26 protein-coding genes are annotated in these 26428 nt (G+C 64.5%); 13 read left to right on the top strand and 13 right to left on the bottom strand.

Annotated features, from left to right (window positions below; genetic code table 11):
• Positions 1 to 35 precede the first annotated feature (35 nt).
• The 3 genes from otnK to ltnD are packed head-to-tail and all read right to left on the bottom strand — an operon-like array spanning position 36 to position 3023.
• Positions 36 to 1310, bottom strand: a complete 1275-nt coding sequence (gene otnK, locus IVA91_RS01490; RefSeq protein WP_247279788.1) for a 3-oxo-tetronate kinase — start codon at positions 1308 to 1310, stop codon at positions 36 to 38.
• Positions 1307 to 2089, bottom strand: a complete 783-nt coding sequence (gene otnI, locus IVA91_RS01495) for a 2-oxo-tetronate isomerase (protein WP_247279789.1) — start codon at positions 2087 to 2089, stop codon at positions 1307 to 1309. Before otnI ends, otnK begins: the two co-directional genes overlap by 4 nt.
• Before the next feature lie 16 nt (positions 2090 to 2105).
• Positions 2106 to 3023, bottom strand: coding sequence for an L-threonate dehydrogenase (gene ltnD, locus IVA91_RS01500; RefSeq protein WP_247279790.1), 918 nt, complete (start codon positions 3021 to 3023; stop codon positions 2106 to 2108).
• A 104-nt stretch (positions 3024 to 3127) separates the two neighbouring features.
• On the opposite strand from ltnD, the gene IVA91_RS01505 reads away from it, so the two are divergent.
• Positions 3128 to 3802: an aldolase gene (locus IVA91_RS01505; protein ID WP_247279791.1), complete on the top strand. Its 675-nt coding sequence runs from the start codon at positions 3128 to 3130 to the stop codon at positions 3800 to 3802.
• 182 nt (positions 3803 to 3984) lie between these two features.
• Here IVA91_RS01505 and IVA91_RS01510 read toward each other — a convergent pair whose 3' ends face one another.
• The 6 genes from IVA91_RS01510 to IVA91_RS01535 all read right to left on the bottom strand — a co-directional run bounded on the left by IVA91_RS01510 (position 3985) and on the right by IVA91_RS01535 (position 9578).
• Positions 3985 to 4689, bottom strand: coding sequence for an ABC transporter ATP-binding protein (locus IVA91_RS01510; protein WP_247420781.1), 705 nt, complete (start codon positions 4687 to 4689; stop codon positions 3985 to 3987).
• Complete coding sequence (locus IVA91_RS01515) at positions 4673 to 5404, bottom strand: ABC transporter ATP-binding protein (protein WP_247279793.1); 732 nt, start codon at positions 5402 to 5404, stop codon at positions 4673 to 4675. The genes IVA91_RS01510 and IVA91_RS01515 overlap by 17 nt, the downstream gene beginning before the upstream one ends.
• Positions 5401 to 6384 carry a branched-chain amino acid ABC transporter permease gene (locus IVA91_RS01520; protein WP_247279794.1) on the bottom strand — a complete coding sequence of 328 codons (984 nt, stop codon included), beginning with the start codon at positions 6382 to 6384 and terminating at the stop codon, positions 5401 to 5403. The genes IVA91_RS01515 and IVA91_RS01520 overlap by 4 nt, the downstream gene beginning before the upstream one ends.
• The gene (locus IVA91_RS01525; RefSeq protein ID WP_346015458.1) at positions 6384 to 7262 is read right to left on the bottom strand and encodes a branched-chain amino acid ABC transporter permease; all 879 of its coding nucleotides are present in this window, start codon (positions 7260 to 7262) and stop codon (positions 6384 to 6386) included. Before IVA91_RS01525 ends, IVA91_RS01520 begins: the two co-directional genes overlap by 1 nt.
• Before the next feature lie 167 nt (positions 7263 to 7429).
• A complete protein-coding gene (locus IVA91_RS01530) occupies positions 7430 to 8674 on the bottom strand; it encodes an ABC transporter substrate-binding protein (protein WP_247279795.1) in 1245 nt (414 codons plus the stop codon).
• An 88-nt stretch (positions 8675 to 8762) separates the two neighbouring features.
• Complete coding sequence (locus IVA91_RS01535; protein WP_247279796.1) at positions 8763 to 9578, bottom strand: putative hydro-lyase; 816 nt, start codon at positions 9576 to 9578, stop codon at positions 8763 to 8765.
• A 120-nt stretch (positions 9579 to 9698) separates the two neighbouring features.
• Between IVA91_RS01535 and IVA91_RS01540 the strand changes: the two genes are divergently transcribed.
• From IVA91_RS01540 to IVA91_RS01555, 4 genes are read left to right on the top strand one after another with little or no spacing between them, the layout of a single operon-like run.
• Positions 9699 to 10616 (top strand): LysR family transcriptional regulator, encoded by a 918-nt coding sequence (locus tag IVA91_RS01540; protein WP_247279797.1) that lies wholly within the window; start codon positions 9699 to 9701, stop codon positions 10614 to 10616.
• A gap of 32 nt (positions 10617 to 10648) precedes the next feature.
• A complete protein-coding gene (locus IVA91_RS01545; protein ID WP_247279798.1) occupies positions 10649 to 11899 on the top strand; it encodes a Zn-dependent hydrolase in 1251 nt (416 codons plus the stop codon).
• 12 nt (positions 11900 to 11911) lie between these two features.
• Positions 11912 to 12823 (top strand): NAD(P)-dependent oxidoreductase, encoded by a 912-nt coding sequence (locus tag IVA91_RS01550; protein WP_247279799.1) that lies wholly within the window; start codon positions 11912 to 11914, stop codon positions 12821 to 12823.
• Positions 12824 to 12834: 11 nt separating this feature from the next.
• Entirely contained in the window at positions 12835 to 13908 is a 1074-nt protein-coding gene (locus IVA91_RS01555) for a malate/lactate/ureidoglycolate dehydrogenase (RefSeq protein ID WP_247279800.1), read from the top strand.
• Positions 13909 to 14106: 198 nt separating this feature from the next.
• Here IVA91_RS01555 and IVA91_RS01560 read toward each other — a convergent pair whose 3' ends face one another.
• Positions 14107 to 15180: a tartrate dehydrogenase gene (locus IVA91_RS01560; RefSeq protein WP_247449733.1), complete on the bottom strand. Its 1074-nt coding sequence runs from the start codon at positions 15178 to 15180 to the stop codon at positions 14107 to 14109.
• Between the two features lie 153 nt (positions 15181 to 15333).
• Here IVA91_RS01560 and IVA91_RS01565 point away from each other — a divergent pair, with 153 nt between their 5' ends.
• Together IVA91_RS01565 and IVA91_RS01570 are read left to right on the top strand one after the other, a co-directional pair.
• On the top strand, positions 15334 to 16110 hold the full coding sequence (locus IVA91_RS01565; protein WP_247279802.1) for an SDR family oxidoreductase: 777 nt from the start codon (positions 15334 to 15336) through the stop codon (positions 16108 to 16110).
• A gap of 126 nt (positions 16111 to 16236) precedes the next feature.
• Positions 16237 to 17655: an amidase family protein gene (locus IVA91_RS01570; RefSeq protein WP_247279803.1), complete on the top strand. Its 1419-nt coding sequence runs from the start codon at positions 16237 to 16239 to the stop codon at positions 17653 to 17655.
• 69 nt (positions 17656 to 17724) lie between these two features.
• Here IVA91_RS01570 and IVA91_RS01575 read toward each other — a convergent pair whose 3' ends face one another.
• Both IVA91_RS01575 and IVA91_RS01580 read right to left on the bottom strand, forming a co-directional pair.
• A complete protein-coding gene (locus IVA91_RS01575; RefSeq protein ID WP_247279804.1) occupies positions 17725 to 18831 on the bottom strand; it encodes an amino acid ABC transporter permease in 1107 nt (368 codons plus the stop codon).
• Between the two features lie 2 nt (positions 18832 to 18833).
• Positions 18834 to 20021, bottom strand: coding sequence for an ABC transporter permease subunit (locus tag IVA91_RS01580; protein ID WP_346015459.1), 1188 nt, complete (start codon positions 20019 to 20021; stop codon positions 18834 to 18836).
• An 88-nt stretch (positions 20022 to 20109) separates the two neighbouring features.
• Here IVA91_RS01580 and IVA91_RS01585 point away from each other — a divergent pair, with 88 nt between their 5' ends.
• The 4 genes from IVA91_RS01585 (at position 20110) to IVA91_RS01600 (ending at position 24151) form a co-directional block, all read left to right on the top strand.
• Positions 20110 to 20982, top strand: coding sequence for a MurR/RpiR family transcriptional regulator (locus tag IVA91_RS01585; RefSeq protein WP_247279806.1), 873 nt, complete (start codon positions 20110 to 20112; stop codon positions 20980 to 20982).
• Between the two features lie 3 nt (positions 20983 to 20985).
• Complete coding sequence (locus tag IVA91_RS01590; protein WP_247279807.1) at positions 20986 to 22335, top strand: aspartate aminotransferase family protein; 1350 nt, start codon at positions 20986 to 20988, stop codon at positions 22333 to 22335.
• A 12-nt stretch (positions 22336 to 22347) separates the two neighbouring features.
• Positions 22348 to 23361, top strand: a complete 1014-nt coding sequence (locus tag IVA91_RS01595; RefSeq protein ID WP_247279808.1) for an amino acid ABC transporter substrate-binding protein — start codon at positions 22348 to 22350, stop codon at positions 23359 to 23361.
• Between the two features lie 151 nt (positions 23362 to 23512).
• A complete protein-coding gene (locus tag IVA91_RS01600) occupies positions 23513 to 24151 on the top strand; it encodes an aspartate/glutamate racemase family protein (protein WP_247279809.1) in 639 nt (212 codons plus the stop codon).
• Here the strand turns inward: IVA91_RS01600 and IVA91_RS01605 are convergent.
• Positions 24148 to 24792: a TetR/AcrR family transcriptional regulator gene (locus IVA91_RS01605; RefSeq protein WP_247279810.1), complete on the bottom strand. Its 645-nt coding sequence runs from the start codon at positions 24790 to 24792 to the stop codon at positions 24148 to 24150. The two genes, IVA91_RS01600 and IVA91_RS01605, sit on opposite strands and share 4 nt — an antisense overlap.
• Before the next feature lie 135 nt (positions 24793 to 24927).
• Here IVA91_RS01605 and IVA91_RS01610 point away from each other — a divergent pair, with 135 nt between their 5' ends.
• Positions 24928 to 25137 (top strand): ferredoxin, encoded by a 210-nt coding sequence (locus tag IVA91_RS01610; protein ID WP_247279811.1) that lies wholly within the window; start codon positions 24928 to 24930, stop codon positions 25135 to 25137.
• A gap of 55 nt (positions 25138 to 25192) precedes the next feature.
• Entirely contained in the window at positions 25193 to 26416 is a 1224-nt protein-coding gene (locus tag IVA91_RS01615; RefSeq protein WP_247458278.1) for a cytochrome P450, read from the top strand.
• Positions 26417 to 26428: the final 12 nt, after the last annotated feature.

The raw sequence follows: 26428 nt of genomic DNA on the forward strand, positions 1-26428 counted from the left end.
AAAGAAATGAACAGGCAGCTAACAATGCTCTGCGCTCAGCGCATGAGCTTAAGCGCGTCCGTGAAAAACTCCGGGCCACCGAAATTTCCGGACTTTAGCGCAAGCAGCATCTCGCCTGTCTCTGCACCGACCGCGCGCAACACCGGGACACCCGCCGCGATTTCCACTCCTACGAGAAATCCGGGAATCCTCAACCGGTCGACCACGGAGCCTGACGTCTCGCCACCCGCGACGATCAAGCGCCGAACGCCCGCCTGCACCAGGCCTTCGGCAATGTCGGCCATGGCCTGCTCGATGGCATGCCCGGCCGCATCGCGGCCGTGACGCGCCTGAACGGCGGCAACGGCTTCCGGTGTCGCGCTCGAGGCGATCAGGACAGGGCCATCCGCCAGCCGCGGTCTCGCCCAGGCCAGCGCCCGCTGCGCTTCGCCGCCCCCCGCGACGATCTGCTCGGGATCAAGATGTAACACCGGCATGACACGCTCGGCATTGGCGATCTGCTGAAGCGTTGCCTGGGAGCAGCTTCCGGCAAGGCAGGCCGCCGGCCCGCCAACCGCGGCGCCCGTCCCGCCTGCCGCCGTCGACTTGACCTTGCCTGTCGACACCAGCGCACGAGCGAGGCCAAGGCCGATGCCGGAGGCGCCGACCGAGAGCCGATGTTCGGCGGCGACGAGGCCGATCGTCTCGAGGTCGCGGTCGAACACGGCGTCGATGATCGCGGCACCGATGCCCTTGTCCGCGAGTTCGGCCAGGCGCGCCCGCACGGCGTCTGCACCGCGCGAGACTGTGGCGAGATCGACGAGGCCGATTTGCGTCTTGCTCTGGCGCGCCAAGACGCGCACCAGGTTGGAATCGTGCATCGGGTTGAGCGGATGGTCCTTCAGCGGGCTCTCGTTCAGCGGCACGGCGCCGACGAAGAGGTTGCCCTGGTAGACGGTGCGTCCTGTTTCCGGAAAGGCCGGCGTCACCAGCACGGCGCTTTCGCCGCATTCGGCGCGCAAGGCGTCCATCACCGGCCCGATATTGCCGGCATCGGTGGAATCGAAGGTCGAACAGATCTTGAACAGCACGTGGCCCGCGCCGCGGCCGCGCAACCATGTCTCCGCCGCGCGTGAGCGCGACACGGCAACGCTGGCGTCGATCGAACGGCTCTTCAGTGACACCACGACGGCGTCGACCTCGGGCAGCGCGAGATCGTTCGCGGGCACACCGATCGTCTGCACGGTACGCAGGCCCGCTCGCGTCAGCGTATTGGCGAGGTCGGAGGCGCCGGTGTAGTCGTCGGCGATGCAGCCCAACGCAAGTATCACGGCTTCACTCCCGCGTAAGGCTCGAACCAGGCGAGCCCATCCGTTGTCTTGCCGCGCGGATTGTATTCGCAGCCGACGAAGCCGGCATAGCCGAGCCGGTCGAGCTCAGTGAACAGGAACGGATAGTTCAGCTCCTCGCCGTCAGGCTCGTTGCGCGAGGGGATGCTGGCGATCTGGATGTGGCCGATGATCGGCATCATCTCGCGCAGCCGCATGGTGACGTCGCCGTGGATGATCTGGCAGTGATAGATGTCGAACTGGAGTTTTAGGTTCGGCAGCCTCAACTCCTGGATCAGGTCGCGGGCGAAGCCGAAATCGTTGAGGAAGTAGCCGGGCACGTTGCGTGCATTGATCGGTTCGATCACGATATCGATGCCGTGCGGCGCGAAGAACTCCGCGGCCCACGTCACCGATTTGTAGAAGGCCTCGATCGCGACGCGCTCGCCCCGATTGGCGATGCCGGCCATCAGGTGCAGGCGCTTGACGCCAGTCGCCTGGGCGTACGGCAATGCCCTCCCCAGGCTCGCCTTCAGATCGGAGAACCGCGCCGGTAACGCGGCAAAACCCTTGTCGCCGGCATTCCAGTCGCCCGGCGGCAGGTTGAACAGCGCCTGGGTCAGACCGTTGCGCTTGAGCCGCTCGCCGACCGCCTCGGCCGGATGCTCATAGGGAAAGAGAAACTCGACTGCGGTGAAGCCCGCTTGCGCGGCGGCATCGAAGCGGTCGAGGAACGGCACCTCGGTGAACATCATCGAGAGATTGGCGGCAAAACGGGGCATCGGAATCCTCTCAGCTCTACTTGTCGCCGGGCAGCTTGACGCCGGTGACCTGCGCATACATCCGCGCCACCGAAGCGTCGTCGTCACGGCCCATGCCCGCGGCTGACGTCATCAGAAACATCTGGAGCGCGGCGGCGGAGACCGGCACCGGGAATCTGGCGCTGCGCGCCATGTCCTGGATGATGCCGAGGTCTTTGACGAAGATCTCGACCGCGCTGCGCGGCGTGTAGTCGCCATCGAGCACGTGCGGCATCCGGTTCTCGAACATCCAGGAATTGCCGGCGGAGGCTGTGATCACCTCATAGACTTTGCGAATGTCGAGGCCCTGCTTGGCCGCGAACGCCATCGCTTCGCTGGCGGCGGCAATGTGCACGCCAGCGAGGAGCTGGTTGATCATCTTGAACGCGGCGCCCTGCCCTGCGGCGTCACCGAGCTCATAGACCTTTGCGGCCATGGCATCGAGAGCTGGACGCGCCTTGGCAAAAGCGGTGGAGCTACCGGACGCGAGGATGGTCAGCTCGCCTTGCGCGGCGCGCTGCGCCCCACCGGAGATCGGCGCATCCAGATAATGCCGGCCGGTCGCCTCAAACTGCTTGGCAAGACGCCGCGCGACATCCGGGTCCATGGTGGCCGAGGATATGAAGACGCTGCCCTTCGGCATGGTCTCGGCGGCGCCATCCTTGCCGAACAGGATGGCTTCGGTCTGGGCAGCGTTGACCACGACGCTGACGACGATGTCGGCGTCCTTGGCAGCGTCAGCCGGCGTCTTGGCGCCCGCGCCGCCGTCCTCCACGAAACGCGCGACGGCATCGTCGGAGACGTCGCACCCGGTGACGGCATGGCCGGCGCGTTTCAGCGAGGTCGCCATGCCAAAGCCCATCGAGCCGAGCCCGATCACGACGATGCGCTGATTTTGTGACGTGGAGGCGGACATGCAACTGACCCTTGCGAACGTTTCCCGGACCGCCGCCCTTTGCGGCGGCTCGGCGAACCGATAACACGGCTTGGCCGCGCTGCCAAAGCGTGAGACAAGCAGGCATGACGGCCATGAGCAACGAGACACGGCTGCGCGAGGATATCTGCCGCTTCGGGCGGTCGCTGTTCGAGCGCGGGCTGACGCCGGGCTCCTCCGGCAATATCAGCGTCAGGCTGGACGGCGGCGGTTGGCTGGTGACGCCGACCAACGCCTCGCTTGGCTTCCTCGATCCGGCGCGGCTGTCGCGGCTCGACGATCAGGGCCGGCTGGTTTCGGGCGATGCGCCGACCAAGGAAGTTCCGCTGCACACTGCGCTCTACGACACGCGCGGGAGCGCGCGCGCGATCGTGCACCTGCACTCGACCCATTCGGTTGCGCTCTCGATGCTGCCCGACATCGACCCGCGCGCCGCGCTGCCGCCGATGACGGCCTATTATCTAATGAAATGCGGCGCCACCGCGCTCGTGCCGTATTATCGCCCTGGCGATCGTGCGGTCGCGGATGCGATCAAAGGGCTGGCGGGGAAATATTCATCGGTGCTGCTCGCCAATCACGGCCCGGTCGTCGCCGGCGACACGCTGGAAGCGGCCGTGTTTGCGACCGAGGAGCTGGAGGAGACGGCGAAGCTGTATCTGTTGCTGCGCGGGATGAACCCACGATACCTCTCGCCGGATCAGGTGACGGATCTGGTGAAGGTGTTTGGAGTGACGCTGCCGGAGCATAGGGATGGGCATTAGTGTCGTGCGGTCATCGGCGCCCTAACGCCGCCTCACCCAGCGCTGTCATTCCCCGCGAAGGCGGGGAATCCAGTACGCCGCGGCTTGTCCGTATTTCACTGACGCCTCTGGAATACTGGATCGCCCGCCTTCGCGGGCGATGACACCGAGTGTGCGGAGCGTGAATGCCGCACACGCCACAGTTACAGCCCCAGATACGCCTTGCGGACGGCCGGATTGCCTTTGATCTCCGCGGCCGCACCCTGCATCAGCACGCGGCCGGTTTGCAGGATGTAGGCGCGATCGGCGATCTCGAGGCACTCGGCCATGCGCTGCTCGACGATCAGCACGGTCATGCCGGCATCGCGGATGCGCTTCACGGCCTGAAAGATCTCGTCGACCAGCTTCGGCATGATACCCTGCGAAGGCTCGTCCAGCATCAACAGCCGCGGACGCGTCATCAGAGCGCGGCCGATCGCGAGCATCTGCTGTTCGCCACCGGAGAGCGTCTCGGCGCGCTGCTCCAGGCGTTCGGCCAGACGCGGGAAAAGCTGGAAGACGAGATCGAGCGGCTCCTCACGGTTCGCCTCGCCGCGATAGAGATAGCTGCCGAGGCGCAGATTGTCGCGCACCGACAGACGGGGGAACAAGCGGCGGTTCTCGGGCACATAGGCAATGCCGGTGGCCGTGATGTGATGCTGCGCCATGCCATCGAGACGCTTGCCGTCGAATGTCACCGTGCCCGAACGCGGCCGCTCGGCGCCGGCAATGGACTTGAGCAGCGTCGACTTGCCCGCGCCATTGGCACCGGCAACGCAGACGATCTCGCCCTTCTGAACCTCGATCGAGACCGCGGAGATCGCGACCAGGCCCTGGTAGGCGGTCGTGACTTCACGCACCGACAGCATGACGATCTCCCAGATATGCGCTGATCACCTTGGGATCGCGGACGACCTCAGCAGGCTTGCCTTCGACCAGCACCTTGCCGAGGTCGAGCACGATGGCGCGATCGACCAAAGGCATCACGATCTCCATGACGTGCTCGACCATCAGCACGGTGATGCCGGCATCGCGCACCTTGCGCACCAAGGCGACGCCAGTCTGCGCCTCGGTCGGCGTGAGGCCGGTGAGGACTTCGTCGAGCAGCAGCAGCTTTGGCTCGGTTGCCAGCGCACGCGCGACTTCGAGGCGGCGCTTCTCGGCCGGCACGAGGTCGCTTGCGAGCACATCGGCGCGCGCGGCAAGGCCGGTGAATTCGAGCACCTCATGCGCCTTGCGGCGCGCCTCACGCATCACGGTGTTGCGAACCAAGGCGCCGACGATGACGTTGTCGATGACCGTCATGGTCTCAAAGCTCTTGACCACCTGGAAGGTGCGCCCGATGCCGCGCTGGCAGCGCTCGGCCGCCGGCATGCGGGTAACATCCTCGCCGTCGAACCAGATCGAGCCTTGCGTCGGCGGCAGCACCCCCGCGATGAGATTGAACAGCGTCGACTTGCCGGCGCCGTTCGGGCCGATCAGGCCGACGATCTCGCCGCGGCCGACCGAGATCGAGACATCGCTGTTGGCGACGAGCCCGCCAAAACGCTGCCAGACGCCACGGGTTTCGAGGAGCGCGGTCATCGTGTGGCCCCCTTCGCCTTGGTACGTGAGAGCAGGCTCACCAGACCCTGCGGCAACGCCAGCGAGATCAGCACGATCAGGGTGCCGTAGACGATGAGGTCGACGCCGCGCCCGGAACCGCCGATATAGGAGCGCGTCAGCTCCGTCATCGGGATCAGGATGGCGGCCCCCAACACCGGCCCCCAGAGGGTACCGATGCCACCGAGCACGGCCGGCAGTGCCATCAGCAGCGAGAACTGGAAGCCCATCACGCTCTCAGGATCGATATAGGCAAGGAACTGCGCATAGAATGCGCCGCCGATGGCGACGAGGAAGGCGGAGACGGCTGCCGCGCCCATCTTGGAGTTGAACACGACGACGCCGAGGCTTTCGGCCGCCTCCGGGTTGTCCTTCACCGCGCGCCACCAAAAGCCCCATTTGGAGTCCTCCAGCCACCAGGTGACGAACCAGGCGAGGCAGCACAATGCCAGCGCGAAATAAAAGTATGGCAGTTTGGTGCGCAGAAACTGGAATTTCAGCCAGCTGTCGCCGCGGATCGGAATGGTGATCCCCATCGCCGCTCCCGCCCACTCCCAGTTCTGGAACAGCAACAGGCCGATCTCGGCAATGACGATGGTCGCGATCACGAAGTAATGGCCGCGCAGGCGAAAGAAGGGATAGCCGAGCCCCATCGCGATCAGGGCGGCAATCACGCCGCCGCCGAGCATGCCGAACCAGGGCAGCACGCCGAACTTGGTGAACAAGAGTTCGGTGGTGTAGGCGCCGATGCCGAAATAGAGCGCGTGTCCCAGCGAGATCTGTCCGCAATAGCCGGAGAGGATGTTCCAACTCTGCGACAGCGCCGCATACATCAAGGTCAGGATGAGGATGTTCTGAACGTAGACGTCCTTGACGAGCAACGGCGCCAGCGCTGCGAGCCCGGCCAATACTGCGGCAATGATGAGGTCGCGGCGGCGCCGCGCGGCAAATTTATTGTCCATCACATCGACCCGAACAGGCCACGCGGCCGGATGAAGACGACGAGCAGGTAGACGGCGTAGATGCCGACCGACTTCAGCGAGGGCGGCAGCACCAAGGCGGTGACGGCCTCCACGAGGCCGACAATGATCCCGCCGGCAAAGGCCCCAAACACGCTGCCGAAGCCGCCCAGCGCCACCGTAACATAGGCGATCAGCGCGAAGGACGCGCCGACATCGGGGTAGATGTAGAAGAACACCGCCATGATGGCGCCGGCAAGACCGACCAGCGCGGCGCCAAGGCCCCAGCCCAGCGCAAACACGCGGTTCTTGTCGATGCCGACGAGAGCCACCGCGCCGGGATCCTCACGCGTCGCTTCCAGCGCGCGGCCGAAATCGGTCCGATTGATGAAGAAATAGAGTCCGGCGAAAGCGAGAATCGAGACCAGCGCGCCGATCAGCTGCGGCTCCGGCAGGAAGATGCCGGCGACCGAGATGGTCTTGCCGCCGAGCCAAGACTGCGGAATGCTGCGATAATCCGGCGTGAAGAAGAACTGCGCCAGGCCGCGCATCACGATGGCAAGGCCGAAGGTGGAGAAGATCTGCACCATGCCGGCATTGGCTTTGGCCCGCATGGCGAAGCGGACAATCAATAGATAGACCACCGCTCCGAACACGAACAGCGCCGCGGCGACCAGCGGCGCCGACAAAAGGGGATCGATGGCGAAGAACGCGAACAGGAAGAAGCTCACATACATCGCGATCATCAGGAACTCGCCATGAGCGAAGTTCACGACGTCCATCAGGCCGAAGATCAGCGCGAGGCCGACCGCGATCAGTCCATAGAGCAGGCCCATGAGCAGGCCGCTCGCGAGACTTTGGATAATGGCTTGGGCTGTCACCTCTGATCCCCCGTTCGAAACGTCATCGTTTGCTCCGTCATTGCGAGCGAAGCGAAGCAATCCAGAATCTCACCGCCGAGGCAGTCTGGATTGCTTCGTCGCTACGCTCCTCGCAATGACGAGGCATTCACGACGACCTCGATCTTCTGTCCTGCTTCAGCAGCGTCTTACTTCATCGGCCAGATCGCCTCGGCGATCGCGGCCTGCGGCGGGAAGATGGTGACGAACTTGCCGCCAACATATTGCAGCAGCACCGGGTCGGCGTCGTTGTTCTGGCCCATCTCGTCGAACTTGACCCGCTTCCAGGGCATGATGGTCTGCTCGCCCGGGATGTCGGTCGCCGCCAGCGCATCGCGAATCTTCTCGCCGTCGGTCGACTTGGCGCGGCTGATGGCATCGGCGAGGATGATCAGGCCCATGAACTGGCGCGAGGTGAGGTCGTTGAAGTCCTTGCCCGACTTCGCCTTGAACATCTCGTTGATCTTGCCGACCATCGGGCGCTTCTGCGCGAGGTCGAGCGAGAAGGTGCCGCGCGAGATCACGCCTTCGACTTTGTCGCCGACGGCATCATAAAGCGCCTTCTCGGAGAAGCCGGCATCCTGCGCCACGATCGCGTTCGGCTTGTAACCGAGCTCGGCCATGGTCTTGACCAAGAGGATGCCGTCGGTGGTGTAGCTCGACGGCATCAGCACGTCGGCATTGGCGGTCTTGAGCTGCTGCACCTCGGCCGAGAGCGAGGGCGAGTTGGCACGGTACTTGATGTCGGTGACGATTTTGTAGCCGCGCTCGCCGGCGATCTTGGCCTGGGCGTTGCCGGAGTCGGTGCCGAAGATGGTGTCCTCGTGGAACAGCGAAAGCGTCTCGATCTTGGTGCCCTTCTTCTTCATGGCATCGAAGAAGTCGAACATCGCGGCCGAGTACATCTCGTCATGCGGCGCGGCACGGAAGTAATATTTCAAGCCGCGGCGATGCAGGCTCGGCGAGGAATTGTCGGCGGAGACGAACGGGATCTGGTAGCGCTCGCAGATCTGGCTGACAGTGACGGCGACCGCGCTCTGATAGGTGCCGATGATGGCGGCGACCTTTTCCTGCGTGATCAGGCGCTCGGCCTCGGCACGCCCCTTCTGCGGATCGGCCTGGTGGTCGGCGAACACGAGGCGGACCTTGGCGCCGCCGAGGCCCGGCAGGCCTTCACCTTTCGCCAGCGGCAGGTCGAAATCGGTGTCCTTGTTGATGACTTCGAGCGCGGTTTCATAGGCCTTCTGCGCATCGACGCCCTGCTGCGCGCTGCCGCCGGAGAACGGATAGATCACGCCGATCACGACTTCCGAGGTCTGTGCGCGCGCTGCCAGCGGCACCAGCGCGGCCGTAGCGGTAGCTCCTAACAACACGTCGCGGCGAGAGATCGTCATGGCAAAGTTCCCTGTACTGAATTTCGACTGATCGAATGAAGTGATTGATGGATGCGGTAAAGCCTGAACAAGCAGCATACGCTGCCCATTAAATCACGGCCATGGTCCTGTTCTTGAGATCCGTCACCAGCATCAGGCCGGGCGAATGCGTGATCGCGAACGGCAGTTTGGCGGCATTGATCACCGATTGCGGCGTCACGCCGCAAGCCCAGAACACCGGGATCTCGTCATCGGCGACCGGAACGGGATCACCGTAGTCAGGCTTGGCAATGTCCTTGATGCCGATCAGATGCGGATGGCCGAGATGCACCGGCGCACCGTGCACGGCGGGATATCGCGAGGTGATCTGCACCGCGCGGATCACGTCCGCCGGCTTGAACGGACGCATCGACACCACCATCGGGCCGGCAAAGGGGCCAGCCTCGCCGCAAGCGATGTTGGTGCGGTACATCGGCACGCGCACGTTCTGTTCGATGTGACGGATCGGCATTCCCTCCTCGAGCAGCGCCTCTTCGAACGAGAAGGAGCAGCCAAGCACGAAGGTCACGAGATCGTCGCGCCAGTAGCTCTTCACGTCGGTCGGCTCGTCGACGATCTCGCCGTCACGCCAGACGCGGTAGCGCGGCACGTCGGTGCGGATGTCGAGATCGACGCCGAGCGAGGGGATGTGCGGGCTGCCGACGTCGGACATGCCGATGATCGGGCACGGCTTCGGATTGAGCTGGCAGAAGCGGTGAAAGGCGCTGGCACATTCCGCCGGGAGGATTGCCAGATTGCCCTGGACGAAGCCGGGCGCAACGCCGGCGGTGGAGGCGACCTGCCCTTCGCGATAGGCAAGCCGCGCCTTGCGGCTCGGGAGCGTGTCGGGCGTTTCAGTTTGCTGCGCTGCCACCAAAACAGTCATGGGATCGACCTGCCTATAAACTCGACAAAGACAAGCCAACACCAAGCATGCTATAAAGTCTAATCGTCGTTTCTAATCAAACTCGATAAATTTTCTTTATCGAATGGGAAGATCCTTCCAATGCTGGACTTCAGATCGATCGAGACATTTCTCTGGGTTGTGAAGCTCGGCAGCTTTCGGGGCGCCGCGCAACGGCTCAACACGACCCAGCCGGCGATCTCCCAGCGCATCGCCCAGCTCGAGCGCGAGATGGGCGTAAAGCTCCTCAACCGCGATCATCGCGTGGCCTCGCCGACCCCGAGCGGCCGGCAGATGATGGTCTATGCGGAGAAGCTGATCGGGCTGCGCGCCGCGATGATGGCGGAGATCGGCGACCGTTCGGCGATGCGCGGCGTGATGCGACTCGGCGTCGCCGAGACCATCGTGCACACTTGGCTGCCCCGCCTGGTGAAGAGCATGAACGAGGTCTATCCGAACCTGTCGCTGGAGATCGAGGTCGACATCACGCCGAACCTCACCGCGCGTCTGCTCGCACAGGAGATTGAGCTGGCGTTCGTCGTGGGACCGCTGTCCGCTTCCGGCGTGCACAACCGCGTGCTCGCCGATTATCCGATCGGTTTCCTCGCCAGCCCCTCGCTCGGCCTCGGCAAGGGGCCGGTGACGCCGGCGGAGCTCGCGCGATTTCCGATCATTACCTTCCCGCGCAAGACCAAGCCTTACGAGGTCGTGCGCGAGGTGTTCGACCGGCCCGAGCTGCCGCCAATCCGACTGCATGCCTCCGCCTCGCTGGCCACGGTCATCCACATGGCGGTCGAAGGGCTCGGCATCGCCGTGATCCCCGACGCCATCGTCGAGAACGAACTCGCCGACGGGAGGCTGCAACTGCTCGACACCGATCTCGCGATCGCGCCGCTGACCTTCACCGCGAGCTGGCTCGCCTCGCCCGACGTCGTGGCTATCGAGCGCGTCGCGGAGCTGGCGCGGCAGATTGCGCAGAGCAGCCTCGCGGTTGACGCGCCCGCGCTGGCGCGTCATTGAAAAAGGCGCCGGACAATTGAGAGACTGACCGCATGAGCCGAGCCGCCACCAACCTGCAGATCGATCCCGTCCGCCTCTGGGGCTCCATCCACGAGACCGCGCAGTTCGGCGCGACGGCCAAGGGTGGCGTGCGGCGGCTGACGCTCAGCTCCGAGGACAAGCAGGTCCGCGATTGGTTCCGCAAGGCCTGCGAAGACGCGGGCCTGGAGGTGCATGTCGATGCGCTCGGCTCGATGTTCGGCCTGCGCAAGGGGCGCGACATGACAAAGCCGCCCGTCGGCATCGGCTCGCATCTCGACACCCAGCCGACCGGCGGCAAGTATGACGGCATTTTGGGTACGCTCGGCGCACTGGAAGTGATCCGCACGCTGAACGATGCCGGCATTGAGACGGAAGCGCCGATCTGCATCGTCAACTGGACCAACGAGGAAGGCTCGCGCTTCGCACCGGCGATGATGGCGTCTGGCGCCTATGTCGGCGATTTCACCACCGATGACATTTTGTCGCGCAAGGACGCTGAAGGCATGACCGTCAGGCAGGCGCTCGACGGCATCGGTTATCGCGGCGACAAGCCGGTCGGTTTCCAGAAGCTCCGCTGCTTCGTCGAATTGCACATCGAGCAGGGCCCGATCCTGGAGGCCGAAGGCAAGACCATCGGCGTGGTCGATTCCGGCCAGGGCGTGCTGTGGTACGACGGCAAGATTTCCGGCTTCGAGAGCCATGCAGGCTCGACACCGATGCCGCTGCGGCGCGACGCGCTGGCGACACTGTCGGAGATCGTGCTGGCGATGGAGGCGATTGCGAAGAAACATGGTCCGAACGCGGTCGGCACCATCGGCGAGGCCGTGATCGCAAATCCCTCGCGCAACGTCATTCCCGGCGAGATCGCCTTCACCATGGATTGCCGCAGCGCGGATGGCGCCATTATGGACGCGCTCGATCGCGATTTGCGCGCCGCGATTGCCGAGATCGCTGCGCGCCGCAAGGTCGAGGTCAAGGTCGACCTGGTCTGGCGCAAGCCGCCGACGCATTTCGATCCCAAGCTGATTGCGACGGTCGAGAACGCGGCGAAGATGCTCGGCTATTCCTCTCGCCGCATCACCTCCGGGGCTGGCCACGACGCCTGCAACCTCAACACCGTCATGCCGGCGGCTATGGTGTTCGTGCCCTGCAAGGACGGCATCAGCCACAACGAATTGGAGGATGCCACGCAAGCGGACTGTGCCGCGGGGACCAACGTGCTCATGCACACCGTGCTGGCGATCGCCGGCGTCGCGTCCTGACCGGAGAGAACCATGCGCGGAGTTTTCGTCGACGCCAATGAAACGCTGGCGGTGATCATGGAGCGGCTGGAGAAGCCCGGCGATCCCAAAGTGCGGATCCACAGGAATCCTGATATCAAGCCGGAGCAATATCCGGAGATTCTCGACGGCGCCGAAATCGCGATCATTGATCACACTTCGCTTCCGACCGACGTCGCAAAGAAGTGCACCGGCCTCAAGCACGTCGTGTTCCTGGGCACCGGCGCGCGCAGCTACATGAACCCGGAGGAACTGGCCGAGCTCGGCATCTCCGTGCATCTGATCAAGGGCTACGGCGACACGGCGGTGGCGGAATCCGCGATCGCGCTGATGTGGGCCTCGGCCCGCGTCATCGCGATGATGGATCGCGAGATGCGCGGCGGCAATTGGCTGCGCGAGGACGGTATGCAGCTCACCGGCAAGACGCTCGGGCTGATCGGCTTCGGCGGCATCGCCGCGGAAGTGGCGCGCATTGCGTCCGGCAGCGGCATGAAGGTGATCGCCTGGAACCGCTCGCCGAAGAGCCATCCTGGCGTAGAATTCACCGATCTCGATACCGTGCTGGCAAGGAGCGACGTCGTGTCGCTGCATCTGCTGCTCAGTGACGAGACGCGCGGCATGATCACGCGCGAGAAGATCTTTGCGATGAAACGCGGTGTCATCCTCATCAACACCGCTCGCGCCGCGATCGTGGACGAAGCCGCCATGATCGATGCCCTGAAATCGGGCCACATCCGGCATGCCGGCCTCGACGTCTTCAACATCGAGCCGCTGCCCGGCGGCCATCCGCTGACAAAATTGCCGAATGTGACGCTGTCGGCGCATTCCGCCTTCCGCACGCCGGAGGCGAGCGAGAACCTGATTGGCGCGGCGTGGGAGCACTGCCGCCGGATCGTGAAGGGATAACAGCAACAACAATGGCCGATTACCGCACCATCAAGGCAGAGAAGCTCACCAGCGTCATCCATGCCATCGCCAAGGCGGGCGGATCCACCGATCGCGAAGCCGAATTGGTCTCCACCAACCTCGTCGAGGCGAACCTGAAAGGCCACGACTCGCACGGCGTCGGCATGATTCCGCGCTATGCCGAGGCGGTCGCCGAGGGCGGCCTCGCGGTCAACCAGCACGTCAAGATCGTGATGGACACTGGCCCCCTGCTCACCCTCGACGGCCTCACCGGCTATGGCCAGGTGATGGGCCAGGAGGCGATGGAGCTGGGCGCCGAGCGCGCCAAGCGCAACGGCGTGTGCGTCGTCGGCCTCTCCAACTCGCACCATATCGGGCGCATCGGCCATTGGGCCGAGCAGTGCATTGAGCACGGGCTGGTGTCGATCCACTTCGTCAACGTGATCTCGCGTCCGATAGTGGCACCCTGGGGTGGCAGCGATGCGCGCCACGGCACCAATCCGTTCTGCGTCGGCATCCCGCGCGCAGGCCACGAGCCGATCGTGCTCGACTTCGCCACCAGCAAGATTGCGCAGGGCAAGACCCGCGTCGCCTACAACAAGGGGGTCGCGCTCGATCCCGGCACCATCATCGATAACGAAGGCAGGCCAACCACGAACCCGCGCTACACCGTGATCGCGCCGCACGGCGCCATCCTGCCGTTCGGCGAGCATAAGGGTTCTGGGTTGGCGTTGGTGTGCGAAATTCTCGGCGGCGCACTTTCGGGCGGGCAGGTCGTCAAAGGCCCGGCCGACAGCAAGCGCCGCGTCCTCAACGGCATGCTCTCGATCATCATCGATCCGAACAAGCTCGGCACCGGCGAGAACCTCGCGCGCGAAGTCGAGAGCTTCGTCGCCTGGCACACCGGCTCGCCCCCCGCCCCGGGTGTCGACAAGGTGAAGATCGCCGGCGAGCCCGAGCGCGAGACCAAGAAGAAGCGGCTGGCCGAGGGCATTCCTGTGGATCCGAATACCTGGCAGGAGATTCTGGACGCCGGAAAGCGGTTCGGGCTCGATCAGGCGACGATTGAGAAGATTGCGGGCTAAGCAGAGCGAGGCACGCTTGTCTTCCCTTCTCCCCTTGTGGGAGAAGGTGGCGCGAAGCGCCGGATGAGGGGTTCTCGCAGCGAGCAAAAACCCACAATGAGAGGTCTGCTTCTGCGGAGATAGACTCCTCCTCACCCGTCTTCGATGCTTCGCATCGAAGCCACCCTCTCCCACGAGGGGAGAGGGTAAAACAGCGAACTAGTCTACCATCTCCGCCACCGCCTTGCCGCAGGCGGTGGTGTCGGCATTGCCGCCGAGATCCTTCGTCCGCAGCGTGCGTTCGGCGAGCGTGCGCTCGATCGCGTCGACGATCGACTTGCCGGCTTCCTTCTCGCCGAGATGCTCGAGCATCATCGCGCCCGACCAAATCATGCCGATCGGGTTGGCGATGCCCTGCCCCGCGATATCGGGAGCCGAGCCGTGCACCGGCTCGAACACCGATGGGAAATTGCGCTCGGGATTGATGTTACCAGACGGCGCGATGCCGATGGTGCCGGTGCAGGCCGGGCCGAGATCGGAGAGGATGTCACCGAACAGATTGGAGCCGACCACGACGTCGAACCAGTCCGGATGCAGCACGAAGTTCGCGGTGAGAATATCGATGTGGTACTTGTCCCATTTCACGCCCGGGAACTTCTTGGCCATCGCCTCCACGCGTTCGTCCCAATAGGGCATGGTGATGGAGATGCCGTTCGACTTCGTCGCCGAGGTCAGGTGCTTCTTCGGCCGCGACTGCGCGAGCTCGAAGGCGAACTTCAGGATGCGGTCAACGCCGGTGCGAGTCATCACCGTCTGCTGCGTCACGAACTCGCGCTCGGTGTCCGGGAACATGCGGCCACCGACGGAGGAATATTCACCTTCCGTGTTCTCGCGCACCACCCAGAAATCGATGTCGCCGGGCTTGCGATTCGCCAGCGGCGACGGCACGCCGGGCATCAGCCGCACGGGACGCAGGTTCACATACTGGTCGAACTCGCGGCGGAATTTGATCAGCGAGCCCCACAGCGAGACGTGGTCCGGAATCTTGGCCGGCCAGCCGACCGCGCCGAAATAGATCGCATCGTGCTTACCGATCTTCTCCTTCCAGTCATCCGGCATCATCTGGCCGTGCTTCTCGTAATAATCCCAGGACGAGAAGTCGAAATGGTCGAATTGCAGGGACACGCCGTGCTTCTTCGCCGCCGCTTCCAGAACGCGCAGGCCCTCAGGCATCACTTCCTTGCCGATGCCGTCGCCGGGAATGACTGCGATCCGGTATTGTTTCTTGCTCATCGAGAACGTCCTTGGTTGGTTTCGGCAGCCGCCTTTTGATTGCACTGCAATGGACCAAACGCGGCGGCAGTGCAACGCTGCACTGCAATGTTGACCGTGGCGCGACCGAGCGCCTACTGATCTGATCCTGTTCCCATCCTGCGAGTACCCCTCATGGATCTGCATCTGCGCGGTAAGCGCGTCCTGATCACGGGCGCATCCAAGGGCATCGGCGCGGCCGCCGCCGAGGCGTTTGCCGAGGAAGGCGCGCATCTGCTGCTTGCCGCCCGCAGCGGCGAGCAGCTCAAGGCGCTGGCCGAGCGGTTGCGTTCCGCGCACCAGATCGACGCCGCGACGAGTGTCGTCGATCTGCGCAAAGCCGAGGACATTGCGCGGCTCGCCAAGGAGGCCGCCGGCATCGACATCCTCGTCAACAATGCCGGCGACATCCCCGGCGGGTCCATCGACAAGATCGACGAGGCGACCTGGCGGCACGCCTGGGAATTGAAGGTGTTCGGGTACATCAACCTCACCCGGCAGATCTACGCGCAGATGAAAGCCAAGGGTGGCGGCGTGATCGTCAACGACATCGGCGCGGCCGGCGAGAAGTTTGATGGCAATTACATCTGCGGCAGCGCCGGCAATGCTGCGCTGATGGCGTTCACCCGTGCCCTCGGTGGAAAAAGTCTCGCCGACAACATCCGTGTGGTTGGCATCAATCCCGGCCCTGTCGGCACCGACCGCCACGTCACCCTGCTCAAGACGCGGGCAAAGCACCAATTTGGCGACGAGAGCCGCTACAGCGAATTCCAGAAGAGTCTGCCGCTCGGGCGCCCTGCGCATGCGCGCGAGATCGGCGACCTCATGGCGTTCCTGGCGTCGGCTCGCTCGGGCTATACGTCGGGCGTGATCTATACCGTCGATGGCGGCATCAGCGCCGGGTGGGGGTAGGTCTATCCCTCCTCATTGCGAGCGCAGCGAAGCAATCCAGAATGCCTCTACGCAAAAGGTCTGGATTGCTTGGTCGCTTCGCTCCTCGCAACGAGGGAGCCTAGAAGAAGCACAGGAGTAAACTAATTGTCTCAAGAGCTGATTCGCGAAACCGCGTGCACCGTCGTCGACAAATTGCGGTCCGGCGACATCTCCCCGCTCGAGCTGCTGGATGTGCTGGAGAAGCGCATCAGTGAAGTCGACAGCAAGGTCAACGCGCTGCCGACGCTGTGCTTCGATCGCGCCCGGGATCACGCCAAGGCGCTGATGCAGAAGCCGGCCGGCGCACGCGGGCTGCTCGCGGGCCTGCCGGTGCCGATCAAGGATCTGACCGACGTTGCGGGCGTGCTGAACACCCAGGGCTCGCCGATCTTCAAGGACAACATCCCGGCGAAATCCGACCTCATGGTCGAGAACCTCGAGGCCAACGGCGCGGTCGTCTACGCCAAATCCAACACACCGGAATTCGGCGCCGGCGCCAACACCTTCAACGAGGTATTCGGCGCGACCCTCAATCCCTGGGATACTTCGAAATCTGCGGCCGGGTCCTCCGGCGGCGCAGCAGTTGCGCTCGCCACCGGCATGGCCTGGCTCGCGCAGGGCTCAGACATGGGCGGCAGCCTGCGCAGCCCGGCGAGCTTCTGCGGCATCGTCGGCATGCGGCCGAGCATCGGCCGTGTCGCGCATACGCCGAAGGCAGGCATCGACCGCAATCTGGGCGTGCAGGGTCCGATGGCGCGCAACGTCGAGGATCTCGCGCTGCTGCTGGATGCCATGAGCGGCGACTATGCCGCCGATCCGCTGTCGCTGCCGGCGCCTTTGACTTCGTTTCTCTCGGCGGCGCAGTCCGGCAAGAAGCCGAAGCGCATCGCCTATTCGCCCGATCTCGGCATCACGCCGGTCGATCCCGAGGTCAAGGCGACCACGCGCAAGGCAGCTGAACGTTTCGCCGAGGCCGGCGTCATCGTCGAGGAGGCGCATCCGGACTGGCGCGAGGCGCATGAATGCTTCCACGTGCTGCGCGCTTTCGATTTCGCGATCAGCAAGGCGCAACTTCTCCGGACCAAGCGTGACCTGCTCAAGCCCGAGGTGATCTGGAACATCGAGGAAGGCCTCAAGCTCACCGTCGAGCAGCTTGAGCGCGCCGAGGCCCAGCGCGTCGGCATGACCGCGCGCGCCGTCGAGTTCTTCAAGACCTACGACCTCCTGCTGGTGCCGACGACGATCGTGCCGCCCTTCCCCGTCGAGCATCGCTATGTCGCCGAATGCGCCGGCAAGACGTTCGAGAACTATGTCGAATGGCTCGGCATCGTCTACGCTATCACGCTCGCCTGCTGCCCGTCGCTGTCGCTGCCCTGCGGCTTTACCGCGTCCGGCCTGCCTGTCGGCGTGCAGGTGGTCGGCGCACCGCGCGCAGATGCGCAGGTGATTGCAGGCGCGAAGGTGCTGGAGGATATATTGGGCCTGCGCGGCACGACCCCGATCGATCCGAAGGTGAAGAATTAATCTCGCTCTGGTGCCCGGACGCAGCGCAGCGCTCTTTCAGCGATGCGCTGCATCGCCGCGGCCCGAGCGTCACCGCGCGCCTGATGCCTCCAGACTCCGGCTGTAGCGCGACATCGCAAAGCAAAAGACAAAATAGATTGCGGCGACGAAGATATAGACCTCGACGGAAAACTGCTGCCAAGCGGGATCGATGATCGCGGTCTTCGCCGTCGTCAGCAGGTCGAAGATGCCGATGATCAGCACGAGACTGGTATCCTTGAAGAAGGCGATGAAGGTGTTGACCAGTGGCGGGATGACGTGGCGGATCGCCTGCGGCAAGATGATCAGCCGGTGCTTGCGCCAGTAGGACAGTCCCAGCGCGTCGGCAGCCTCATACTGCCCGCGCGGTACGGCCTGGAGACCACCGCGGATGACTTCGGCAAGGTAGGCGCCCGCGAACAGTATGATCGCGATCTGTGCGCGCAACAGCTTGTCGATGTTGAACCCACTCGGCATGAACAGCGGAAACATCACGCTCGCCATGAACAAGAGGCTCACCAGCGGCACGCCGCGGATCAGCTCGACATAGAGCACGCTGAGCGAGCGGATTGCCGGAAGCTTCGAACGACGGCCGAGCGCGACGAGGATGCCGAGCGGAAAGCCGAACGCGAGTCCAAACGTCGCCAGGATCAGCGTGACCGGCAATCCGCCCCAGCGGTCCTGCGAGACGAACGAGAGCCCGAGCACCCCGCCCCACATCAGCACGCTGATCAGCGCGAGTGCACCGATCCAGATGAAAACGAGTTCGCGCCGCCACAGTGCGCGGCGGGTCGAGAGATAGAACAGCGGAATGAACAGCACGACCGACAACGCCGGTCGCCACTGTTCGTCGAATGGATAGGTGCCGAACAGGATGAAGCGGTACTTTTCGGGGATGACAGCCCAGCAGGCGCCGATGCCGCGCACCGCGCGGCAAGCGCTGGAATCATTCGCCGGCGTAAGCCAGACAGCGCTGGCGATGCCCCATTGCACGAAGCTGATCACGCCCTTCGCGAGCACCGCCAGCAGCACGATCGTGAGGATGCCGTTCGGAATCGACGAGAACAAGTTGCTGCGCAGCCAGCGCAGCATCGGATTACCAACTTGCGGGCGGCGAGCGGCACGCGGCACGTCCGGCATATCGCTGATCGCCGTCATCCTCAGCGCTCTACCAGCGCGATGCGCGCATTATACCAGTTCATGAAAAAGCTGATCCCGAGACTGATGGTCAAGAACACCGCCATGATCAGCGCGATCGCCTCGATCGCCTGCCCGGTCTGGTTCAGCGTGGTGTTGGCGATCGAGACCACGTCCTGGTAGCCGATCGCGACAGCGAGCGATGAGTTCTTTGTCAAATTGAGATACTGACTCGTCATCGGCGGAACGATCACGCGCAATGCCTGTGGCAGGATGATCTGCCGCAGCATGAAGCTGCGGCGCAGGCCAAGCGCGTTGGCGGCGTCCCACTGTCCCCGCGGCACCGACTGGATGCCGCTGCGCACGATCTCGGCGACGAAGGCCGAGGTGTAGGTGACGAGTGCGAGCAACAGCGCGAAATATTCCGGCGCCAGCGTCAGCCCGCCAACAAAGTTGAAGCCGCGCAGCTCGGGCCATTCGATGCTCCAGGATGCACCGAGCAGCACGGACGCCAGCGCCGGCAACGCAATCACCAGCGCAACCGCAAAGGGCCACGCCGACCGCGGCTTGCCATCGCGCATCTGCTGCGCGACCAGCGATCGCCGGACGATATAGAACACCGCGCAACCCAGCACGGCGGTGCCGAGGACCGCGAGCTGCGCCGGCCCGAACGGGATCGCCGGCAGGATCAGGCCGCGATTGGACAGGAACACACCCTCGACTGGTCGCCACGCGGCGCGTGCGGCCGGCAGCGCCTGCATCAACACGTACCAGAACAGGAGCTGAAGCAGCAGCGGGATATCGCGGAGCGTCTCGACATAGACCGCAGCGAGCCGTGACAGCAGCCAGTTCGCCGACAATCGCGAAATGCCGATCAGCGTGCCCAAAATCGTCGCGAGCACGATTCCGATCACGGCAACGCGCAAGGTGTTGGTGACGCCGACGATGAACGCCCAGAGATAAGTGTCTCTCGGATTATAGGCGAGCAGACTGTCGGCGATCGGCATCCCGGCCTCGCGACCGAGGAAGGCGAAGCCAGTCGTGATGCGCCGAGCCGAGAGGTTCGTGACGGTGTTGGACCAAAGGAAAGCGACGACCGCTACCGCGATGCCGACGACCAGCACCTGCCAGAACAGGCCCTTCAGTTCGCGGCGCCCAAAGGCGCCGATGAAACGACGGCGTGGCGGCGGTCTCGGCACGTCTGATGTCACGGCACAAAAACCTTCTCAAAAAGGCAGCGATTTCCGGCAGCGCACGTCAACTGTTGCACCAAACTTCAATCCATGCAACAAATGTTTCATGGTCGAGCCCGCGAAATCCTCGCCGTTGAGCGAGCTGCGTATTGCATTGCCATCGCTCCCGATGCGCTTGCAGGAAGTCGGACGCTTCGTCGCCGCCAACGATTACGACGCCACCACCCGTTCCATGCGCGATCTCGCGGCGGAAGCCGGCGCCGATCCTGCTGCGTTCACGCGACTTGCGAAGGCGATCGGCTATTCCGGCTGGGAGGAATTGCGCGCGGCGCTGACCGAGGCGCGGCGGCCATCGCAGACCGCGCCCTTCTCCGGCCGCGCAAAGGGCCGTCGGCACGGGCCGAACGCCGATGTCGCGCTCGTCATCGACAAGCTCCAGGCGGAGGCCGCGGGTCTTCGACGGATCCCGGCGCAGCCGATCGCGGAAGCTGCCCGCGCGCTGCACGACGCCAAGCGGATTTGGATCGCCGGCTATCGAAGCTGCCGCAGCGTCGCGGAATTGCTGAACTACGAGCTGCGACTGTTTCGACCCGAACAGGTCCAACTCGTCGGCGCTTCCGGGCCCGACGACCTCGATCTCGGCGCGTTCCGGCCCGGGGAAGCGGTCATCGTCGTCGGCTTCCTGCCCTACACGCATGCAAGCGTCCGCGTCGCACAGGCGGTCTATCGTACCGGCGCGACACTGGTCGCCATCGCGGATAGTCTCTCGGCACCGATGGCAGAGGGCGCCGACCACGTGCTGCTGTTCGAGGCGGCCTCCTCCCCCGGCTTCTTTCCGAGCCTCACTGGCGCGATTGCGATCGCGCAGTCGCTCGCGGCGGTCACGTTCTCGCTCGGCGGGGTTGCCGCGAAGAAGCGTCTGGAAAGTACCGAGGCGCGACTCGCTGCGGCCTCCACTTACGTCCCAGAGAAAGGTTGACCCATGGCCGCCCGCACCAGCCGTGTGTTGCATCGCTCATTGCGCGAAACGCCGCCCAAGGCGATCGGCGGCGAAGGCGTCTATCTCTTCGCCGAGGATGGCCGGCGCATCATCGATGCCTCCGGCGGCGCGGCGGTCTCCTGCCTCGGGCACCAGCACCCGCGCGTGATCGCGGCGATGGCGAAGCAGGCCGCGACGCTTGCCTATGCTCATACGGCGTTCTTCTCCTCCGAGCCGGCCGAGGCGCTGGCCGACGCGCTGGTTGGGCACGAGCCCGGCGGTCTCGCCTACGCTTATTTCGTCAGCGGCGGATCGGAAGCGATCGAGGCCAGCATCAAGCTCGCGCGGCAATATTTCATCGAGCGCGGCGAGCCGCAGCGGCAGCACTTCATCGCGCGGCGGCAGAGTTATCACGGCAACACGCTCGGCGCGCTGGCCGCCGGCGGCAATGCCTGGCGACGCGCGCCCTACGCGCCGCTGCTCTCGGCTGCGTTCAGCCACGTCATGCCGGCCTTCGCCTATCACGAGAAGCGCGAGGGCGAGGCGGACGCGCAGTTCGTCGCGCGCCTTGCCGCCGAGCTCGAGGCCGAGTTTCAGCGGCTGGGGCCCGACACGGTCGCGGCGTTTCTCGCCGAGCCCGTGGTCGGCGCCACCGCCGGCGCCGTGACCGCGCCGGACGGCTACTTCAAGGCCATGCGCGAGATCTGCGACCGGCACGGCGCGCTGCTGATCCTCGACGAGGTCATGTGCGGCATGGGCCGCACCGGCACCACGCACGCTTGGGAGCAGGAAGGTGTCGCGCCCGATATCCAGGCGATCGCCAAGGGGCTCGGCGGTGGCTACCAGCCGATCGGCGCGATGCTCGCGAGCGGCAAGATCATCGACACGATCCGCGCCGGCTCAGGCGCGTTCCAGCACGGTCACACTTATCTGGCGCATCCCCTCGCCTGCGCGGCGGCGCTCGCGGTGCAAAACGTGATCCGCGAGGACGGCCTGCTCGATCGGGTCAGGGAGCGCGGACGACAACTCGAGCAGCGGCTGACCGAACGCTTCGGCAATCACCGCCATGTCGGCGACATCAGGGGCCGCGGCCTGTTCTGGGCCATCGAGCTCGTCGCCGATCGCGCCAGCCGCACCTCGTTCGATCCGGCGCTCAAGCTGCACCAGAAAATCAAGGCGGAGGCGCTCGCCAACGGGCTCGGCTGCTATCCCGGCGGCGGCACCGTGGACGGCGCGCGCGGCGACCACGTGCTGCTGGCGCCGCCCTATATCGCTTCCGCAGATGAGATCGACCTGATCGTCGACAGGCTTGGCACGGCCGTCGACAACGTGTTGCGTAATGTCAATCACTGAGGGGAGAGTAGCATGATTAGGAAAGTGGTTATCGCAGCGGGCGTGCTCGCAGCATCGACTGTTGTCGCTTCGGCCGCGACGCTCGACACGGTGAAGAGCCGCGGCACGTTGGTGTGCGGCGTCAGCGCCGGTTTTGCCGGCTTCTCCGCGCCGGATTCGCAAGGCAACTACAAGGGTCTCGACGTCGACTATTGCCGCGCCCTTGCGGCCGGCGTGCTCGGTGATCCCAACAAGGTGCGTTACGTCTCGCTGACTGCGCAGAATCGCTTCACCGCGCTGCAATCGGGCGAGATCGACGTACTCTACCGCAACTCGACCCAGACCTACTTGCGCGGCGTCACGCTGGGCCTGCGGCAGGGTCCGATCAACTTCTACGACGGCCAGGGCTTCGTCGTGAAGAAGGACCTCGGCGTGAAGGAGCTCAAGGACCTCAAGGGCGCCACCGTCTGCGTGGCTCAAGGCACCACGCATGAGGTCACGCTGGGCGATTACGGCCGCGCCAACGGCATCGACTGGAAGCCGCTGGTGTTCGACCGCATCGACACCATGTACCAGACCTTTTTCGGCGGCCGTTGCGATGCCATGACCCAGGACGCCTCCGCGCTCGCAGGTGCAGTGACCACCGCGGCGCCGAACCCGGCCGACTATGTCGTGCTGCCGCAGACCATCAGCAAGGAGCCGCTCGGCCCCTTCACCCGCAACGGCGACGAGGTCTGGAGCGACATCATCACCTGGCTGCATTACGGCCTGATCGAGGCAGAAGAGCTCGGCGTCACGCAAGCCAATGTCGAGGAAATGGCGAAATCGCAGACGCCTGCAATCCAGCGGCTCCTTGGTGCCTCCGGCGACCTCGGCTCGCGGCTTGGGCTCGACAACAAATGGCTGGTCACGGCGATCAAGACCACCGGCAATTATGGCGAGATCTACGAGCGCAATGTCGGCAAGGCCAGCCCGCTCAAGCTCGATCGTGGCCTCAATGGGCTCTGGAGTAAAGGCGGCTTGATGTACGCCATTCCGTTCAAGTAAGGAGTTCACCTCTCCCCGCTTGGTCGGATTACGCAGCAATCCGGCTGAGGAAGGACTCTCCACCCTCCGACTGTCGCCATATGCGCTGATAGAGCCCCTCACCCCAGCCCTCTCCCCCTAAAGAACGGGGAGAGGGAGAAGCAGCGAAGATATGCGGATCGCCCTCATCCACGCCCTTAAGCATTCCATCGCCCCGATCGAGACGGCGTTCGCGAAGGCTTGGCCCGAGGTACGGCTGATGAACCTGCTCGACGACAGCCTGTCGGCCGATCTGGCGCGCGACGGCGTGCTCAGCGATACCATGACCGAGCGCTTCCTGGCACTGGGCGACTACGCGGCGGCAACGGGGGCGAATGGGATTTTGTTCACCTGTTCGGCCTTCGGTCCCTGCATCGAAGCGGTCGCGCGCGCGCATGCACCGATGCCGGTGCTGAGGCCGAACGAGGCCATGATCGAACGTGCCGTGACCTTGGGTCAGCGCATCGGCCTGCTCTCGACTTTCCCGCCGACCCTGGCCTCGATGCCCGAGGAATTTCCGGCCGCCGTCGAGGTCGTACCGAAACTCGCCGAAGGGGCGCTGGCGGCACTCGACCGCGGCGATCGCGCCACGCACGATCGGCTGATTGCAGACGCATCGCGCGACTTGCGCGATTGCGACGTCATTGCGCTCGCGCAGTTCAGCATCGCCGCGACGGCGCCGCTGGTCGCCGAGGCCACCGGCCGCCCTGTCGTAACTACACCGGAGAGCGCGGTCGACAAGCTGATGAGGCTGCTGAAAGCGGGAGCCTAAGCGCCGTTCTTTTTTCGCCGGGCATCCTTGATCGCGACGGCCAGGGCGGCCTTGGTTTCGCTCACGAAGTCCTCGACCAATTCCTCACGCGTGGCATGCGCCGCCTCGCCGGTGAACAAGCCCTGCTCAGCAAGCATCACGACGCCGTGCAGTGCCGCCCAGATCTTGAGCGCTTGCCGCTCGCGCAAGTAACCGACCGCCGGAGCCTCCAAGGCCTCGATCACGAGCGCAAAGGTTTCGCGCGTCGCCTCGTGCAGCTCGCTGCCCTTGGCGGCGCATGACACAGTGCGCGAGGCGAACATCAGGCGGTAGACACCGTTGCGACGGAGGCCGAAGTCGAGCGTGGCCAGCGCGAGCCGCGACAGCTTCGATTGCTTCGACGGGCTTGCCATCGCCTCGCGCAAAATTGCACTGAGCTGCCGGAACGCCTCCGCCGTCACCGCCGCGAGCAAGGCCTCGCGGTCGGCAAAATGCCGGTACGGCGCCGGCTGCGAGACGCCGAGCTGCTTGGCCAGCGCCTTGATGCTGATCGCCTCGGCGCCGCCGCGTTCCGCTTCGCGCAGAGCGGCCTTGATCAAGGCATCGCGAAGATCGCCATGGTGGTAGGTCTTCTCGGGCTTGCGGATGGGTTGTGAGCGCATATCGAGCAAAGCCTATAAGTTTGCGCTTGACAGGGGAAGCCTGCCGCGAATGTAATAGGATATAACTTAAGAAGAGCTCAGATGAGGAAACGCGCCGCCTTCGGGCCTCGCGCGCAAACGACCGAGGAAGCCGCGATGACAGAGCGACTGAAGGTTCACGTCGATCCCGACAAGTGCCAGGGCCACGCCCGCTGCAAGGCGCTCGCGCCGGAGCTATTCGAGCTCGACGAATTCGGCAACGCCCATGAAACCGGCGACGGCACGGTCCCGGCGGGTCAGGAAGACAAAGCCTGGCTTGCCAAATCCAACTGCCCGGAAATCGCAATCGACGTGATCGAGGAGTAGCGCGCTCTCCGCCCGCTCGCCTGTCTTCAGCGACCACGAACCCGAGGGATTAGAGATGTCCGACGCCAGCCTGCCTGCCGCCCATCCACCCGTCACCGACTGGTTTCATGATTTCGACCACACCGATCCGCAATGGACGGAAGATCCCTTCCCGATCTGGGACCAGTTGCGCGCCGCGAGTCCGGTGGTGCACACAAAACGCTTCCTCGGCTGCTATCTGCCGACGACCTATGAGGCGGTGCGCGAGATCGCCAACGACACCACGCATTTCTCCTCGCGCCGGATCATCGTCCGCGACGTGCGGCCGGAGATCACCAGCAAGAACGCCGCCCCGCCGATCACCTCCGACCCGCCCGTGCACAAGCCGGCCAAGCAATTGCTGCTGCCGCCGTTCACGCCGGATGCGATGAAGAAGCTCGAACCGCGGGTCCGCGCTATCTGCAACGAACTGATCGACGACTTCATCGCCGAAAAGAGCGTGGACGCTGCGGCGCGCTACACGAAGCACATTCCGGTGCGCGCGATCGCGCATATGCTCGGCATTCCCGAGAGCGACAGCGACCTCTTCATCAACTGGATCCACATGATCCTCGAGCTCGGCATCAAGGACGAGACCAAGCTGCTCCAGGCCGTCGAGGAGATGAGCGCCTATTTCAGCGGACACATCGAGGCGCGCAAGACGAAGCCGACCGATGACCTGATCTCCTATCTGATGAATGCCAGGGACAAGGACGGCAATCCGCTCGAGGACTCCCACGCGGTGGGCTCGCTGCGCCTGCTGCTGATCGCCGGCATCGACACCACTTGGAGCGCGATTGGCTCCTCGCTGTGGCATCTTGCGAAAACGCCGGCCGATCGCGAGCGGCTGATCGCCGAGCCCGGGCTGATCCCGATCGCGGTGGAAGAGCTGCTGCGCGCCTATTCGCCGGTGACAATGGCGCGCGAGGTGGTCCAGGACACCACAATTTCGGGCTGCCCGGTCAAGGCGGGCAACATGGTGCTCTTGTCCTTCCCGGCGGCGAACCGCGACCCCAAGATGTTTCCGGACGCTGACAAAGTCGTGATCGACCGCCGCGAAAACCGCCACGCCGCCTTCGGGCTTGGCATCCATCGCTGCGTCGGTTCCAACCTTGCGCGCATGGAAATGCAGGTTGCGCTGGAGGAATGGCTGAGACGCATTCCAGACTTCGCGCTCGACCCGGCAGGCACCGTGACCTGGTCGCAGGGCACGGTGAGAGGCCCCCGCCAGTTGCCATTTCTGCTCGGAAAGGCGATGTAGGCCTCTCCAACA

Origin of the sequence: Bradyrhizobium sp. 153 (assembly GCF_023073835.1) — a bacterium.
Lineage (GTDB): Bacteria > Pseudomonadota > Alphaproteobacteria > Rhizobiales > Xanthobacteraceae > Bradyrhizobium.